15 protein-coding genes and 2 tRNA genes are annotated in these 16,615 nt (G+C 45.7%); 10 read left to right on the top strand and 7 right to left on the bottom strand.

Annotation, left to right across the window (positions count from 1 at the left end; translation table 11 throughout):
- Positions 1-211 precede the first annotated feature (211 nt).
- Positions 212-736 carry a hypothetical protein gene (locus tag ACWP87_RS07255; RefSeq protein WP_005687690.1) on the top strand — a complete coding sequence of 175 codons (525 nt, stop codon included), beginning with the start codon at positions 212-214 and terminating at the stop codon, positions 734-736.
- Positions 737-802: 66 nt separating this feature from the next.
- Here ACWP87_RS07255 and ACWP87_RS07250 read toward each other — a convergent pair whose 3' ends face one another.
- The 5 genes from ACWP87_RS07250 to ACWP87_RS07230 all read right to left on the bottom strand — a co-directional run bounded on the left by ACWP87_RS07250 (position 803) and on the right by ACWP87_RS07230 (position 3,200).
- A complete protein-coding gene (locus ACWP87_RS07250) occupies positions 803-1,291 on the bottom strand; it encodes a MucBP domain-containing protein (protein WP_005687691.1) in 489 nt (162 codons plus the stop codon).
- A gap of 36 nt (positions 1,292-1,327) precedes the next feature.
- Positions 1,328-1,966, bottom strand: a complete 639-nt coding sequence (locus tag ACWP87_RS07245) for an NAD(P)-dependent oxidoreductase (protein ID WP_005687692.1) — start codon at positions 1,964-1,966, stop codon at positions 1,328-1,330.
- A 365-nt stretch (positions 1,967-2,331) separates the two neighbouring features.
- Positions 2,332-2,404: transfer RNA gene (locus ACWP87_RS07240), tRNA-Thr, on the bottom strand.
- A 4-nt stretch (positions 2,405-2,408) separates the two neighbouring features.
- Positions 2,409-2,480: transfer RNA gene (locus tag ACWP87_RS07235), tRNA-Glu, on the bottom strand.
- Between the two features lie 201 nt (positions 2,481-2,681).
- Positions 2,682-3,200 (bottom strand): AAA family ATPase, encoded by a 519-nt coding sequence (locus ACWP87_RS07230; protein ID WP_005689944.1) that lies wholly within the window; start codon positions 3,198-3,200, stop codon positions 2,682-2,684.
- Between the two features lie 234 nt (positions 3,201-3,434).
- On the opposite strand from ACWP87_RS07230, the gene ACWP87_RS07225 reads away from it, so the two are divergent.
- From ACWP87_RS07225 to ACWP87_RS07200, 6 genes are all read left to right on the top strand, one after another.
- Positions 3,435-4,193: an SGNH/GDSL hydrolase family protein gene (locus ACWP87_RS07225; protein WP_005687695.1), complete on the top strand. Its 759-nt coding sequence runs from the start codon at positions 3,435-3,437 to the stop codon at positions 4,191-4,193.
- 209 nt (positions 4,194-4,402) lie between these two features.
- Positions 4,403-4,894, top strand: a complete 492-nt coding sequence (locus tag ACWP87_RS07220) for a ferrous iron transport protein A (RefSeq protein ID WP_031541745.1) — start codon at positions 4,403-4,405, stop codon at positions 4,892-4,894.
- Positions 4,881-6,992 carry a ferrous iron transport protein B gene (feoB, locus tag ACWP87_RS07215; protein WP_005687698.1) on the top strand — a complete coding sequence of 704 codons (2,112 nt, stop codon included), beginning with the start codon at positions 4,881-4,883 and terminating at the stop codon, positions 6,990-6,992. The genes ACWP87_RS07220 and feoB overlap by 14 nt, the downstream gene beginning before the upstream one ends.
- A gap of 54 nt (positions 6,993-7,046) precedes the next feature.
- A complete protein-coding gene (locus tag ACWP87_RS07210) occupies positions 7,047-7,217 on the top strand; it encodes a FeoB-associated Cys-rich membrane protein (RefSeq protein ID WP_005687701.1) in 171 nt (56 codons plus the stop codon).
- A gap of 206 nt (positions 7,218-7,423) precedes the next feature.
- Complete coding sequence (locus ACWP87_RS07205; protein WP_005687703.1) at positions 7,424-9,076, top strand: phosphoenolpyruvate carboxykinase (ATP); 1,653 nt, start codon at positions 7,424-7,426, stop codon at positions 9,074-9,076.
- 237 nt (positions 9,077-9,313) lie between these two features.
- Entirely contained in the window at positions 9,314-9,631 is a 318-nt protein-coding gene (locus ACWP87_RS07200) for a thioredoxin domain-containing protein (protein ID WP_005687704.1), read from the top strand.
- A gap of 167 nt (positions 9,632-9,798) precedes the next feature.
- Here ACWP87_RS07200 and ACWP87_RS07195 read toward each other — a convergent pair whose 3' ends face one another.
- Positions 9,799-10,935 (bottom strand): alpha-L-fucosidase, encoded by a 1,137-nt coding sequence (locus ACWP87_RS07195; protein WP_005687706.1) that lies wholly within the window; start codon positions 10,933-10,935, stop codon positions 9,799-9,801.
- A gap of 178 nt (positions 10,936-11,113) precedes the next feature.
- Complete coding sequence (locus ACWP87_RS07190; protein ID WP_014569798.1) at positions 11,114-12,547, bottom strand: MFS transporter; 1,434 nt, start codon at positions 12,545-12,547, stop codon at positions 11,114-11,116.
- Between the two features lie 576 nt (positions 12,548-13,123).
- Here ACWP87_RS07190 and ACWP87_RS07185 point away from each other — a divergent pair.
- The 3 genes from ACWP87_RS07185 (at position 13,124) to ACWP87_RS07175 (ending at position 16,495) form a co-directional block, all read left to right on the top strand.
- Positions 13,124-13,546 carry a hypothetical protein gene (locus tag ACWP87_RS07185; protein ID WP_005687709.1) on the top strand — a complete coding sequence of 141 codons (423 nt, stop codon included), beginning with the start codon at positions 13,124-13,126 and terminating at the stop codon, positions 13,544-13,546.
- Positions 13,547-13,595: 49 nt separating this feature from the next.
- Positions 13,596-13,970, top strand: a complete 375-nt coding sequence (locus tag ACWP87_RS07180) for a hypothetical protein (RefSeq protein ID WP_005687711.1) — start codon at positions 13,596-13,598, stop codon at positions 13,968-13,970.
- Positions 13,971-14,176: 206 nt separating this feature from the next.
- Entirely contained in the window at positions 14,177-16,495 is a 2,319-nt protein-coding gene (locus tag ACWP87_RS07175; protein WP_014569797.1) for an ABC transporter ATP-binding protein/permease, read from the top strand.
- The last annotated feature ends 120 nt before the right edge of the window (positions 16,496-16,615 follow it).

Below are 16,615 nucleotides of genomic sequence, written 5' to 3'. Positions count from 1 at the left end.
CTCATAAAGGCATCCATCAATGAGTGGATGCCTTTTTTCTATATTATTTTCAGAAGGGTAAATGGTCTCGTGACTTTGGCTTGCATTAACCTATGATTCCGAGTCGGGAAATTTAACAACGAGTGGCTACTAAAGTTCACTAGCTTGACCGCCTCTGCGTGAATTGGCATCATGTTAATATGAGTCCTTGTAAGTGAAGGGAGTGTCATTTTTGGATAAACGATTGCAAATACGTCAGCAGAAAAAGCATCGTCATCGTGGCTTGAAAATTTTTTCGATTGTCGCGGGTCTTATTGTACTAATGGCTGTGTGCGGGATCTTTTTCTTTCCGCAGATTAATAACACGATTCGCAATGTCACTGGTAACGACACACCAGCTGACAGTGCAGTTAAAGCACGGATTGTGTCAGGTATTACTGCTCAAAAAACCGGCAACCCGGCAACAGATGCTGTTTTACAGCGAGCAGCTGATACGATAAAAGAAACGAAAATGAGTACGATTATGAAAGCTGCGCAGGATCAGGACCAGGCGGCTACATTGCTTCAAAAGGCGACGGGTGTTAATCAGGATCAAGCAAAGTTAGCTGCAACTGTCCTCTTTAAAGAACAGTCGGTGACACCGATTCGCCAGGCAATTGCTTCTGGTGATTATTATCAGGCCTATCAAGATGCCAAGTCATTGCAACAACAAGGTGATACGAGTTCATTGCAGAGTATCTTAACGGGCCAGCAATAACATAAAATAGCTTCGATCATGACAGATTAACAGTCAGATCGAAGCTATTTTATTGGAATTGTTGCCTTAGGTTGGCTGGTACGTAAAAATCAGCTCGTTATGTGATCGGATTAATCGTCCTGTGACAGTTTTATCGGACATCACCATACCTCCGGGAAGCAATGCGTGGTGATAATGAAACCCTGAAAAGTTCGGTGCGGTAAGCTTGAATTGATGACCGGTTTTGGTGTGTAGAACTTGCACATCACGAAGCGGTTTTTGGTGACTATCAAGGTATTTAATCACAAGTGTGGCTGGCTTAGGTTGGTGGATGAGCGAGTCGGCGGTTGTATAGACAAAGGTAAGCTCCGGGGTTTCGCCGCTCATGGTGCCAGCCACAGTCGGATCCTTAACATGTTGGCCATTAGGAAGGATTGCTTTTTGAAAATCATAGCCAATCAATGGCGGTGCGGTTAGGCGAAAATGATGGTCTCTCGAGTTCATTAAGTGATTATCCGGACCTAGTGCTTTACCGTTTTCATCAATATAATGAACAGTTAGTCTGACTTGTATCAATTGATCCTCATCCTTTTTGAACTTGAAAATCACTTATCAAGCATTGCGGGCAGTAAAGCGTGCTTGCTTAATCGTTGGCTGCTCTAATTCATCCAGCAGTGCTACTGCTAATGTGCCGCTATTTAATACCGACTTTCCCTGACTGTCTTTTAAAAGGGTATTGTCGCCGCGCACGTATTCGGTTGCCGGGCCATGTTGAAAAATCATACTTGGTGAAATACCCAGCCAGTTAACGTTGTCAGTCCATTGCAACAACTGATATTCTCTGAGCTGATTCTTAGGCGTGTTGATGAAGGAAGGAGCGTGGGGGTCTTTCTTTAACAAGTCATAGAGACGTCCTCCGTCAGTTTCTAGGCTGCCAGCACCGAGAATAAAAACGATGCGTGGGGAAGTAGTCTCGCGCAGTTCATGAATCAGGTGGTCGGCCAAGTCGATGTGCAGATAGGCTTGGTCCACGGTGGTGCCAAAAGCATCGACGACAACATCATAATTTTGTAATTCGTTGTGCGTAAGTGTAAACGCGTCTTGCTGTATTAATTCCGCGTCTGGTGGTAAGATGCCAACTCCCTTGTCTGGGTGGCGAACATAGCCAGTCACCTGATGGCCGCGTTTCAAGGCTTCTTTAAAAATAGCCGACCCCGCATTGCCGGTAGCACCAATAATCGCAATTTTCATGTATCACAACATCCTTTCGTGGCGAGTCGTTTCATTGTTTATGATACACTTACTAAAAGTAGATAGACAATTAAACAAGTCTAAAGTTAGTCATCTTTTTCCGCAAATTTGTTTAAATACTAGAAAGTTAACAATACAACGGTAAAGACAATTGACATCAATATATAGAACTAATCCGCATTCAGACTGATTTGTTTTTGTGAAATTGGTGATGACTCATACCACCTTGTAAGCCCTTAATAGTGGTCTTTTTGAAAATTAAACGGCCATTGGCGCAAAAATGATGGTTTTCCGGATCAGAACTTGATTAAAAAAATCGCAGACGTACTGGTTTTACCAGTGCATCTGCGATTTAAGTTGTATGATGCCGGCTAGGTGACTCGAACACCTGACCCTCGGTTTACGATACCGATGCTCTACCAACTGAGCTAAGCCGGCATAATGACCCGTACGGGATTTGAACCCATGTTACCGCCGTGAAAGGGCGGTGTCTTAACCACTTGACCAACGGGCCATCGCTGAACAACAAGTAAGATTATACAGGAGCAGTATTGCGCTGTAAAGACTTTTTGTGCGACAAAATTATTTTAGATTTTTCAGATTCTACAGAGACGTTTGCGAATTTAGAAAAGATTCTAAAATGCCACAAAAGTTTTGTACAAGGCTATAAATCAGTTTGACCTTACATTCGGCGATCACTACAGCAGGAATCAGCTTAATGGGATAGTTTGCTGATCATTGCCGCAGTTTGGGCGGGGACAAGAGCCGTTGTATCCAACTTAGTGCTATTGACGGTTGTATACTTTGGCAATCGCGCAATGGCCTTCGGAATAGCATCCGCCGTTCGAATGCCAGCGTGAATATCAGCAGTAATATTTCGCTTTAATTTCTCTGCACTGGGCATCAGCGATACATTTACCACTTGAACATTTTTCAGCATCAAACCACCCAAAACATCATCAATGATTTCTTGTTCGTCCATTACCCAGCAAAACACAATATTAATCAAGTCCGGTGCTTGAATAAACGCGTTCAGTAAATGGTGGATATTATCCATTACCATCGCTTTGGTCGCATCATTCACCACAAATGGATCCATTGCCCAACACCAGTCACCGTCTAGCATCACCGCTTGAGGCAACCGCTTAACCAGTTGTTCGCTAACGGCTGTCTTACCGGCCCCCATAGGTCCGCCAATCAAATATAGTGTTTTTGTCACGCTGGTCATCTCCATTTTTAAAAACGAGTGCTAACTGTTAACCAGCTAGTTGCTTTTTAGTATATCAGTTCTTAAGGTAAAACGTGCCAAAAAAACCGTAGATAGCTGCTTCTATTTGAGACGTTAAATGTAGCCGAATTCTAAAAGTGCCAGAGTCTAAAAGTCCTTTTTTCGATACAATTTTCGACCCTGTTAGGCGCTTATATATGCTATGATCAAACGGTAACAAAATGATCGAAGGGGTGCGAGATGCATAGACAAAGAACACGTTTAACAAAAGGGTGGCTTTGGCCGGTTGTCTTACTAGCTGTGGTCTTGATCGCTGGAGGTATCTGGTTTGGACTTAACCAGCAGGCGCAAGCAAGGGCGCAGCAGGCAGCCTCATCATCGCGGGTTAAAGCGCGTTCGGTTGCGCGTTCACGCTCGGTTGCCAAAGCCAGTCAAGCCGAGGCGTCATCCCGAAAGGCAGAAGACCCGGTTTATAAAGATTTTGCTGATGAAGGACTTAGTTATCATCAGGTTCAAGTCGCTAAACAGATGCCGATCACAGCAGTCGGGGATTCAGTGATGCTGGGTAGCGCTTATCTGTATAAAGAAATCTTCCCCAAGGTTGATCTGGACGCAACGGTTAGCCGGCAAATTTATCAGGCGCCAGAGCTTTTTAAGTCACTCGCGGCGTCTGGTAGATTAGCCGATACGGTTATTATTGGGTTGGGTACGAATGGTACGTTTACAGATGAAGCTTTTCAGTCAATTATGACCAGTATTGGCAGTAAGCGACAGGTGTATTGGATCAATGTTCGTTCAGATGCCAAGTGGACAAATGAAGTTAATCGTGATCTTGTGAAAATGGCAAAACGTTATTCGAATTTACATATTGTCGATTGGTATGCTGCTTCGGCGGGACACGATAATTGGCTTACAGCGGATAAAACCCATCCGACAACTGAGGGGCAACTGCATTACGTTGCGACAGTTGCTAAAGCGGTTTTAGCGAAATCAAAGTAAAGAAATAAACGAGTTCGATTGGCGAAAATGTTGGCTTTGTATGACGATGAGCTTTGTTGATGGTCGTTTGATTCTGGAACAGGTGGAACAGGTTTCCGGACGCAGGAGTTTGCGTGGAAGGCCTCGTACGCAATGGTCAAAGGCGGCCGCTTACACTCCGATCCCTAACCGCGCTGGGTCGCGCTCACTCATTTTTGGAGGTGGTTTATATGCAGGCATTGCTTGATGTTAATCAGTCCGGGGCTTATCTATTGATGAGTGTCGGGGGGAGTGCTGCTTTGCGGCGCCATCTTGCTGAAATGGGACTTGCGATTGTTAAGAAGCTGACGGTGGTGCAGCCTGCAAATAAAGCTACCGGGTTGGTTATTTTTTTCCAAGGACAGCGATTGGCGATTAGTGATGAGATTGCCGGTTTACTCGTGGTGCAGCCGTTTGCCATGGATGACCATCAGCCTGCTGTTGCGTTGGGGGAGTTAGCTTTGAATCAAGTGGGCCTGATTCGCACGATTAAGGGTGATCCCCCGTTGCGTCATCGCTTGATGGATATGGGATTGACAAAGGGAACACTGGTTAAGATTCACCAAATTGCGCCTTTAGGTGATCCGATTGAGCTTGCGGTTCGCGGTTATAAGCTGAGTATTCGCAAGCAAGATGCAGCTCATGTGCTCGTAACGGAGGTGGGTGCCGATGGACATGCATGAAACTTTAGCACTCGTAGGAAATCCTAACAGTGGTAAAACAACTTTGTTTAATGCGCTGACCGGTTCTAAACAGCATATTGGTAATTGGCCCGGCGTAACCGTCGAACGCAAATCAGGCCGGCTTAAAGCCAATCATGCCTTGGTGCTAGAGGACTTACCAGGAACGTATTCCTTGTCGCCATACAGCAGCGAAGAAATTGTGACCCGCGATTTTTTACTCGACAATCAACCGGATCTGGTGATAAATGTCGTTGATGCCACCAATCTTGAACGTAACCTGTATTTAACGTTGCAAGTGATGGAGACTGGTCGGCCGTTGATTGTGGCGCTGAACATGATGGATGTGCTGGAAAAAAACGGCCATCGCAGCATTAATTTGAAAAAATTAAGTTATGCACTCCAAGTACCCGTTATTGGCACGAATGCAACTAAAACCGCTGCATTGCAGGAATTGGTTCAGACCATCCAAGCACCGCTACCGAAGCCGTATACGTTTCCCGAGTACGATCCGCGACTCGAATCAGCCTTAACGATGTTGGCAGAAGTTATTGGCGATCGTGTTCCCCAAGAACGGGTGCGGTGGTATGCAATCAAGATTTTTGAAAACGATCCGCAAGTCATGGAAAAATTGGCTTTTTCACCTGCAGAGCAAAAACAGGTCACGGAGATTTTACATACGGCGGAGCATATTTTTGAAGACGCCAGTGACAGCATCATTGTCAACGCACGATATGACTTCATTGCGCGGGTGATTGCCATGTGTGTGGTTGATCAAGATGATTTTGTGATGTCGATGAGTGATCGGATTGATCGGATTGTGACGAATCGCTATCTGGCTTTACCGATCTTTGTTGTCGTTATGTGGGCGGTTTATTATCTTTCAATTCAGACGATTGGAACCATTGGCAGCGATTATCTGAATGATACGGTGTTTGGCAGCTGGCTTCCGAGTGTGGTCGGCGGGACGTTGAAAAGCTGGGCAGTTGCACCGTGGTTATCCGGTTTAATCGTGGATGGTTTAATCGGTGGCATTGGGTCGGTCTTGGGGTTCTTGCCTCAGATTATCATGTTGTTTTTGTGTCTGGGCATCCTTGAAGACTGTGGCTATATGGCGCGCATTGCTTTTGTGATGGATCGGTTGTTCCGACGTTTCAATTTAAGCGGAAAAAGTTTTATTCCGATCCTGATTGCGACTGGCTGCGGCGTTCCGGGAATTATGGCGACCAGAACCATTGAAAGTGAAAAGGATCGACGCATGAGTATCATGTTGACCACGTTTATGCCATGTTCGGCAAAATTAACCGTGATCGCATTGGTGAGCGGCACATTTTTCCCCAACAATAGCTGGGTGGCGCCGTCAGCGTACTTCATGGGGATTGTCGCGGTTGTTTGTTCCGGCATCTTCTTAAAGAAAACGGCTTTATTTGCCGGCCCGCCTGCACCGTTTGTGATGGAGTTGCCGGCGTATCATTTGCCTCGGCTGACCAACCTTTATCGCAGTGTGATGTCGCGCGCACGGGCATTTGTGCATAAGGCTGGAACGATTATTTTTCTGTCATGTGTCTTGTTGTGGTTTTTGTCGAACTTTAATTTCACTTTGCAGATGGTTTCGGAAAATCACAGTATGCTACGAGCAATCGGCGGCATATTGGCACCGCTGTTTGCGCCATTGGGTTTTGGTGATTGGCATGCAACGGTCGCTACATTAGCCGGCTTGATTGCAAAAGAAAATTGCGTCGGAACCCTGCACATTAGTTTTGGTGCTAGTGGTTCCGGGAGCTTTTCCCAGACGTTATGCGCGACTTATCCAGCGATGGCAGGGTATGCATTTTTGATGTTTAACCTGTTGTGCGCGCCATGTTTTGCGGCTATTGGAACGATGTATAAAGAATTTGGCGATGCGCGGTGGACATGGTGGGCTGTTGGCTATCAAACCGGGGTGGCGTACTTATTGACCATGTTGGTTTATCAAAGCAGCCTGATTTTCACTGGCCAAGCAGGTGGGTTGAGCATCGTATTAGTAGGGCTTGCAGCAGGACTCATCATTTACGGTTTGTGGCTCAAGCGCCCAGTATCGGCAATGGCTGCGAGCTATTGAACCAGTCATGATAGAAAACTTGGTTGTAATTTAAATATACGAGGAGTCTTGAACATGGCAACATGGATAATTGGTAGCTTAGTTGTGTTGACGATTGCAGTGGTTTTGTACCGGACCTTTTTCCGTAAAAATAAAGCAGGCGGCTGCAGTCAGTGTGAAGATATTGGCTGTCCTTTAATTGATCATGCTAAAGTGATGCAGGCCAACAAGCAGCGTAAAGCTTAGGCGACGGGATTTATCCAACCCTACCCGTAACGGTTGTTGGGTGATGCTTACGGCTTAATTTTTAGCTGCAGCGGCTATTTTAAAATTCGCGTTGTTTGCGACAAGTCTGTATAATCAGGTTGTGAAAGCCTTTTCAAATGGATGAAGTTCGGGTTTTTCTTTTGGTGAATTTTGAGGAGAATCCGAGCGGTTAGGGGGATGCAACCATGACGAGTAAGCAGAAGTTTCCAGTCAGTGATGTGACAGCAACAAGCGGCTATTTTTCCGCGCTCAAGGCAACGGTCGAAACGGCTTTTTATGGTAACAATGTTCAGGCGGTGACGACGATTGCAGCAGCCTATGCGTTGGCTAAAAAAGCACCTGGTGTCATCGTAACCGATTTGCCGGTTCAACATGCCAGTGAGCTTGGATTGCCTGAAGATGCCCGAGTTCTGGTTGCAAATGACGGACAGGTGGTGGGGCGCACGGCAGCCGCACGTCGTATCATCGGCCAGCCCGGGGTTGATACTGCTGAGCTGACGAAAATTGCACGCGAGGCGGTCTTTGCAGGTACACGCAAATCATTTTTGAGTGGACATGTGGTTGTTGGCTTGTCGGCTGATTTCGCAGTTGAGGCGCATTTGATGGTGCCGGAAACCTACGCCAACAACCTTTACACTTATTTGCTGAACTTTCAGATTAAAACGCCTGAAGCAACGCAGCAATATGAGCAGTCGCGGCCGCTTCCAGAAGATGATCTTTATCTTTATGCTGATCCTGACTGGCATCATCCGGATTATCCGGACGGCTTGGCAATTTTTGATCCGTTGCATAATGCCGCCATTATTTTAGGCTTGCGGTATTTTGGCGAATTGAAGAAGGGAACGCTGACACTGGCTTGGGCAACAGCGCATCGAAACGGGTTTGTTGCCTGTCATGGCGGGATGAAGCAGTATCAGCGGCAAGATGGTACCTTCACGATGGCAGCGTTTGGCTTGTCAGGCTCCGGCAAGTCCACCATCACCCTGACCAGTCATGGTGACCGGTATCCGGTTAAGGTGTTACACGATGATGCGTTTGTCATTGATCGGCAGACCGGTGCGACCACCGCGCTTGAACCGGCATATTTTGATAAAACCCAGGATTATCCAATGAGCGACCCGAATACGCGTTATTTTCTAACGGTTCAAAATGTTGGCGTTACGCTGGATGATCACGGTAAGAAGACGTTGGTGACCCAAGATATTCGTAACGGGAATGGTCGGACCGTTAAATCGCGTTATGTGACGCCTAATCGGGTGGATCATTTGGTGGAGAGCGTTGACGCCATTTTCTGGATCATGAAAGATGACGCTTTGCCGCCGGTTGTCAAAGTGGAGGATCCAAGCTTAGCCGCAGCTTTTGGGGCAACTTTGGCCACTAAACGCTCCACAGCCGAAAATGTGCGTGCCGATGTCGATCGGGAACAGTTGGTCATTGAACCGTTTGCCAATCCTTTTCGTAGTTATCCGCTGGGAGAGGATTATCAGGATTTCTATGATTTGTTCCAGCAACGCGGCATGGCTTGTTACATTCTTAATACCGGTTTTTTCCAGGGACAAAAAGTCAAACCAAGCGATACATTGGATGCGATTGCCGCGATTGTGGATGGGACGGCGGCGTTTAAACCATTTGGTCCATTGCCTGCCATGCGCTATTTGAGCCTGCCAAATTTTGCGGTGGACTTTAGCAATTCGGCTTATCGGGCCTTATTACGGCAACGATTGGATGATCGCTTGACATTTTTAGCCGATAAAGCAACAGTGGCTGACGGGTATGATCGCTTACCGCTTGCAGCAACTCAGGCTTTGGAAAAAGTCGCGGCTGCCTTAGTTGAATGATCATAATCAGATGCCTGTAAAAGCGGCTCGCCCAGGAGCAACAAGCGGCCTATCAAGGGGAACCTGCTTGCTATTCTTGAAAATGCTGGTACGGCTGGTTTCCAAACAGCCATGTGCACACTGAATTTGATGAGTTGTCATTGCAAAAATAGCCGGAATAAGGGATAGTAGAAACAAAATGAGACATGCGCTTTAGACCCAGATCGAGGATAAGCATGAGTAAGGGAGGAAATGCGTATGGCTATTCACTTTGTGGTATATGAAAAGCCCCAGTGCGAATCGTGCCGCTTGACGAAACGCTGGTTGCTGGCTCATCATCAGCATTTTCGCACCACGAATCAGCGCGGTGAATCGAACTTGGTGGATACGAGTGCGGAAGATCCGTTGAAACGTGCTTGGAGTGCCCAGAAAGTCGTTAAATTTCGAGCGGATGGTTATGATCGGTTTCCGGTTGTCCGTGTTCGTGACGATGAGACCGGGGATGTGCTGGCTACTTGGAGCGGCTTTCATCCAGAAGCATTGGCAAGCTGGGCGGCGATTAATCAGCTGAGCTAAATGGTTTTAACGCCATGATTAAGCGCACCCTGCTGAAGGGCTGGTTCAATAATCTGAATTAAAAAACGCTAGGAATCGCACCGTCTGACAGTGGCCGATGTTCCTAGCGTTTTTTGTTGTGGTGATGACTGAACATAGCTCGGTTTAATACGTTTTGGATTGGAGCGTTAACGATCACTAAGTTGCTGCAGTATTTTCATCTGGTACGGTGGAATGGTGCCATAGCGATCGGGGCCGACGTTAAGTAGTAAACGGCCACGTTTAGGATGGAGTGTTGCGATCAGCTTTTTGACTGCGGCGGTTGTGATGTAGTCTTTAGATTGGCTGAATTGGTTGTAGCCAAAACTTTTATCCATACCGCGAGTCATTTCGAAGTAGCGCTTATTTTCCTTCCAGTCACTGTTATATTCCAGTGTCCGATAATCGTAATATTTGAGCTCGCCGACATCACCGGGATGTTTGTGTTCTTGGTTCATGACGTACTTTGCGGCGATATTAAAAACCGCCCGCCCTGGCTTATTGCGCAGCCAGTTGGGAAATTGGCGCCAGCGGTCATTGACTAAGCCGTCAGGAACCTGATCGTAGTAATACCTGAATAAGTCAGGCAAACCCGGATCGTCAGGATAGCCGATGTCACTCCACAAAATATCCGGGTGATAGCGGTCAATCAGTTCATGCCAGTGCGCCCGTGCGTACTGGTTATAAATTTTTGATCGGTCATTTCCTAACATCAGTGAACCGTAATCAGCGATGGGCACGTGCGGGAAGGTCCAGTCTAACAATGAAGAATAATAAGTACCGAAATGCATACCGCGGGCGCGAACTGCCTGTGCTAATTGGCCAACGAAATCAAAGTCAAGGTGATAATCAGGTTGATACGGATTCGCTACGTCGGTGTCATACAGCACAAATCCGTCATGATGCTTTGTCACAATGACCACATACTTCGCGCCGGCATTGGCAAAGGCATCCGCCCAGGCATCAACATCGACTTGCTGGGCACTTTGCTTAAACGTTTTGGCAAAGTCCGAGTAAGGCGCATTGCCATAATGTTCACGATGGTAACGGGCAGCGGGGCTGTCAGGAAACAAGATACTGTTGGCATACCATTCCGCATACGGTTGATTAGCAAAAAAGAACTTCAGCGGCTTACTTTTGATGAAAGTATCATAATCCGGCACATTGGTCGGCGCAAAAGCCGGGACACTATAAAGCCCCCAGTGAATCATAATGCCGAAATCTGCTTGTTTAAACCAAGCAGGGGGATCGTCGCGGTGAATATTGACAGGTGATGGTTTAACCATAAACTATACCTCCAGTGAGCGCGAGCCGGCGCGGTTAGAAGTCGGAGTGTAAGTGGCCTCAGGCGTGATGGCCGGTCTTTGGCCATTGCGCCTGAGGTCCTTACACTCCGACTTCTGCGCCGGGGAGCGCGTTATGATGTGAGCGTGTAACAGCATGCTCAATTCAAGTAACTAACAATTAGACCTGCTTATTTTTTTTTTGACTTGCAGCTGCAGTTTTCGCGGCCAATTCCGCATACATCTGGGTCCGCGCCTCACCTTGCAATGGGTATTGCTTCGTTAAAAGATAAGCTACAAGCGAAAAGACTGCAGGTAAACCGAATAAAACTACCCCCAGGCTTTTAAGCAAACTGTCGGGGATGCGGGTGGCTTTTTCCAGTATTTGCGCATTATAGCCAACTAACAATAAGGCTAATCCAACGCCAATTGTTGCCAAACCCGACTGCAGCTTTTGGAGAAACATGTTAACCGCATTGATCGTTGCTTCCATTCCCGAATTGAGTTTAAGTCGATTATAATCCATGGTTTCCATGATGATGAGGTTAGCTGGCACAAATTGGGCGCCGGCTAGGGTCATGACAATTCCGATAAGAAGATAGAAAAGCCAAGGATTATGAATGACCTGAAATTCATTGATCGCAAACATGATTAGCAGAAACGGAACCATTCCCAAATAGCAGATTTGAACGCCTCGAAGTGCTGACATATATTTCATGGCTTTTTGGGAAATTAACGTACCGCCGATTAGGGTGACTAAGGTCAGGAGCCCGAAGTACATGGACTGAATACCTAAGTTGGCAACGCCGAATGCGTACTTAATGTAGTAAAGCGATGTTGCCGTCAGTAACGCCCAGACAAAGCCGCCAACAAAAGTGAAATAGAGATTGACGCGAAATGGCTTATTGATTTTTACCATCCGTCCGACATCACGTAACTTTGGCGGCTTGGTTCCTTCCGCAACAGGCCCTTCTTTGACCATGAAGCCGCCAATTAACGAGATGATTAAAAATGGAATGATGATCAAATCTACGGTCAATGGAATATTTGAACTTTTCTTAGTTCCCAAGAAGCTGGCAATCGCCATAAAAAACGCGAAGACCACACCGACAACATTGCTGGTAATTCGTGGCCAGGAAATTAATTTAGCCCGAATTTCCTGATCAGCGGACATGGTGCTGGTCAGCGGAACCGTGACGATAATGGTTGCTGAAAACATAAATAAGAAATAGGTGATGTAGAGGTAGACTTCTTTGCCGAAATCACTTAAGTTTTGGGGAATGTGAAACAACATCATGCCCAAAATACCGGTAAAAAAGGTTCCAACCAAAACATACGGTTTAAATTTTCCCCAACGAGTTCTGGGTGAAATGTCAATCAAATAACCAGTCCAAAGGTCATTGATGGCATCCCAGAGCCGTCCAACGAATAATAGCGTGGTGGCGACTGCCGCTGCTTTGCCAGGGACGTTGGTGTAAATCCCGGAATAATCGGTAATAAACATCATCAAAACAGCAGTATAAAGATAATACGCGGTTGTGCTGATCAACCCCATGGCATTAACGCCGAAGAAAGTCCGTGAATCTAAGGGGTAATTCTTTGGATAACCCTTCAATGTAAAATCCTCCCAAGAATCAAATAAGTGCGGTGACAAATTAAAAAGGTTTTCGCAACTCGATTTTTGAGTTTTGACCATAAGATTTTTAACTTGCAGGCTTCTTGACTCGATTATAGGTGATGTTTTTAAAACATGCTATTAACTGCCTCGAATTGGAAACATCTTCGTTTTATAACCGACCCTGCAATTAGAATCTTTATGGCTGGGATTTGCACGATTGTTGGAAAATATTAAAATATAAATGCAAAATATCCAAAAAATATTTTCGTTATCTTATTTTTAATGCAAGTAGATACTAAATGGCTGCCTTCAAGAAATCACCCTGTCAAGACAGGGTGATAAGGCATAGATAAAACAAGTTTTCACAAATAGATACATTGCGTGCAATGTCAGGGAAAACGGTTTTCACAGACTGGTGTCATGTCTGCAAATCCCAATAATAATGGCCTTTGTAGCGGTTATATAACGTTAGGTATTTAAATATTAGCATGTAATTATATTGATTATAAGCCATTAACAGGTATAATTAAGTCTGTAAGTTGATGAACTCACAAGATTAGGAGGGACTTTTAAATGTATGCAGTAAGCAATGAGCCTAGTTATGTTGAAGTAATTAATCAAAATCTGGAACGCCTTCTCGTGTTTGAGACTGTTTTTAAAGAGTACGTCCACACATGCAAGAACATCGAGAAAAGAAACTGCTATGCAAGCGAAAGTCTCGACCGCTTGCGACTTTATTTCACCAAAAATGTCATTAAGTTCTGTAATTTTGTAGATAGTGTCAATGCCGAGTCAGCACCATGCAACTATGCTGCCTTTCATAAGGTATTGGTAAGTGGTCTTTGTGGTATTCGCAGCGGCGTTTTGAATATGTTGCAGGCGATCGACACGGATCAGGTAGATCATGAACGATTTGCGGCCGGATTAGCCGAACAGCAAGCAGCTCGGGCTCAAATTGATTCGGCTTTTTCCAAGATTCTTGATCCGATCTTTTAGTCCGCGTTCTTGCGTCAATGTGGCATAATTGAGGCAAGGGGGTGACGACTTGGCAATTTGGCGCATGATGTTTGCACGGCCGCAGTTTAAGCATCAGGAAATTAAACGAATGGTCGATGAACTCAATCAAGACGGTAATTTTGGCGGATTACCCATTCATCGGATCAGCCTCACGCGACAAACAAAAGAGCTGATTTACGTTGACTTGGATTTTGAGCTAACAACCGGGTTGACCCAACCCCTGTTTGAACAGATGGCCAAGTACATTCTTGTTTCAGTTGCTGGATTGGCGCATGCACCGCAACCCATTTACTTAATGGCAATGGCAAATCCTTTTTCAAAATTAAATATCAGTTATTACATCTATCCGGATCATAGCTTGGACTTAATTTATTGGCAGCCGCTGATGAAAGTCCAATCCTGAACCAGACGGATGGCGTGACTGAATTGACCGAATCGGCAAGGTATTGTGTGATGATTCGGTCTTTTTTTCGCCAAAATGGGTGCCAAGTCGGGACTGATTTTCATTTTGGGCTTTAGACCGATTATCAAGTGCTGGGTAAGTATGCTAAGATATGGCAAGTTATTTCATTTCGGCGCGTTGTCACTTGTTGTAGAGGAGAATGGTCTTTGCTAGAGCTAAAGCATATAAAAAAATATTACCAAACCGGTGATTACACCACGAAAGCACTTGATGATGTTTCGGTGCAGTTTCGGGAGCAGGAGTTTGTGGCCATCCTTGGTCCCAGCGGCTCCGGTAAAACAACGCTACTGAACGTGATCGGTGGCCTTGATCGTTATGATTCAGGCGACTTATTGTTACATGGCCGGTCAACCAAAGACTTCAAAGAATCTGACTGGGATGCTTATCGTAACAACTCGGTTGGCTTCATTTTTCAAAGCTATAACTTAATCATGCACCTTAGCATTTTGGAAAATGTTGAGTTGGGACTCACGTTGAGCGGGGTTTCTGCCAGTGAGCGGCGCAAAAAGGCTGAGGCAGCGCTAGTTAAGGTTGGTTTGAAGGAACACATGGGAAAACAACCTAACCAACTGTCTGGGGGGCAAATGCAGCGGGTTGCGATTGCGCGGGCGATTGTTTCGGAACCGTCAATTTTGTTGGCCGATGAACCGACTGGCGCGTTGGATACCGAAACCAGTCAGGAAATCATGCAATTGATTGCCGACTTGTCGCGGGAACGTTTAGTCGTTATGGTCACCCACAATCCTCAACTGGCGCATGATTATGCCCAACGCATTATTGAATTTAAAGACGGTAAAATTCTATCTGATTCAAAACCATATGATGTTGAGGAGCAAACCGGACACTTTGATTTACGCCGCACTAAAATGAGCTATCTGACGGCTCTGAAGTTATCTTTTACCAATATCATGACGAAGAAGGGTCGCACTTTTCTGACGGCATTCGCATCAAGTATCGGGATTATCGGGATAGCAGTGGTTCTGGCCCTTTCTTCGGGTTTTCAAAAGCAAATCGATAACACGCAGTCAGAAACGTTGGCGCAATTTCCCATTACCATTTCGTCTACTGCCGTGAACTTGACAGCCGGGGCGGAAGATAATACGAAAACTTCCACCTTTAAGACAACTAAAACGGTGGAAGCCAAGCAAAGTGCCAGTGATAAAGCACAGCACACCAACAAACTTAATCAAAAGTATATCGACTATGTGAATGGCATTAGCAAGCGATTGACGAATAATATCGGTTATACGTATGGCACCGGAATGAATTTGTTGCGTAATGTCAACGGAACGGTGAAGCCGGTTCAATTTTCAACCGCCAAACCGACGAGCAATCAAACACAGCGGAGTTTTTCCAGCGCCAGTTCATCTGTTTATCCCGTAGATCGTGAAGGCAAGACAAGCTATCTCAAGAAGAACTATGAGGTTGTCGCCGGTAGCTATCCGAAATCCGACAATGACGTCATTTTAATTGTTGATCGGGACAATTCGACTAATATCAATGCGCTGAAAAACCTTGGCTTCTCAGTTAAAAATGGTCAAAAAATCAAATTTGGCGACATTGTCGGGACGAAGCTAAAGGCGATTGCCAATGACCATTATTATCAAAATGTGGGTGGTAGCGTCTATGTACCAACTAAAAATTACGCTGATGCCTATAATCAAAATGGTAATCGGGAGCTGACCGTAACCGGTGTTTTGCGAACCCGTTCCAAGACGAGCGATGGTCTTTTGAGCCAAGGTTTTGCTTATTCTGATCGGTTGACCAAAGATTTAGTGGCAATGAATAAGAATTCGGCAGTTGTCAAAGCACAACGAAATAGTGACGTTAATATTTTCACCAATCAAAGTATTGATGATGCCACCAAGGATCAACTGATTACCGGATTGGGCGGATCGGAAACGCCTACGCAGATCACGATTTATCCAACTAGTTTCAAGGATAAGGACAAGATCTTGAGTTATCTCGACAAGTTCAACCATGGTAAGAAAAAGGCCGATCAGGTGGTTTACACTGACTTGGCCGGCACCATTTCGAGCATGACAGGCGGGATCATGTCAGCCATTACCATTGTCCTGGTTGCTTTTGCAGGGATTTCACTGGTAACTTCGATGATCATGATTGCGATTCTAACCTATGCGTCAGTACTTGAGCGAACCAAAGAAATCGGCGTCTTGAAGGCATTAGGTGCGCGTCGAAAAGATGTCACCCGGGTTTTTGATGCTGAAACCATCATTCTAGGGGTCAGTTCAGGGATACTGGGCATTATCATTGCCTGGTTGCTGACGTTCCCGATCAATGCGATTTTGTACGGCATGACCGAACTGCCGAATGTTGCGCAGTTGAATCCCGTGCATGCGGTGATTCTGATTCTAATCAGCACGATCCTGACCGTCCTCGGCGGCCACATTCCAGCGCGTATGGCATCAAACAAAGATGCAGCGATTGCTTTACGAGCTGACTGATGTCTATAACGATTAACAATTGATGGTTTATCTAGAAAGCAGTGGTGTCTGCAGTGGGCACCTCTGCTTTTTGCTTTACCGAGGAAGAAGATCTTTCTTGAGCGTAAAAAGCTAGGGAAC

The organism is Lacticaseibacillus sp. 22, from assembly GCF_055413445.1.
This window is presented reverse-complemented; position numbering and strand designations above follow the sequence as displayed.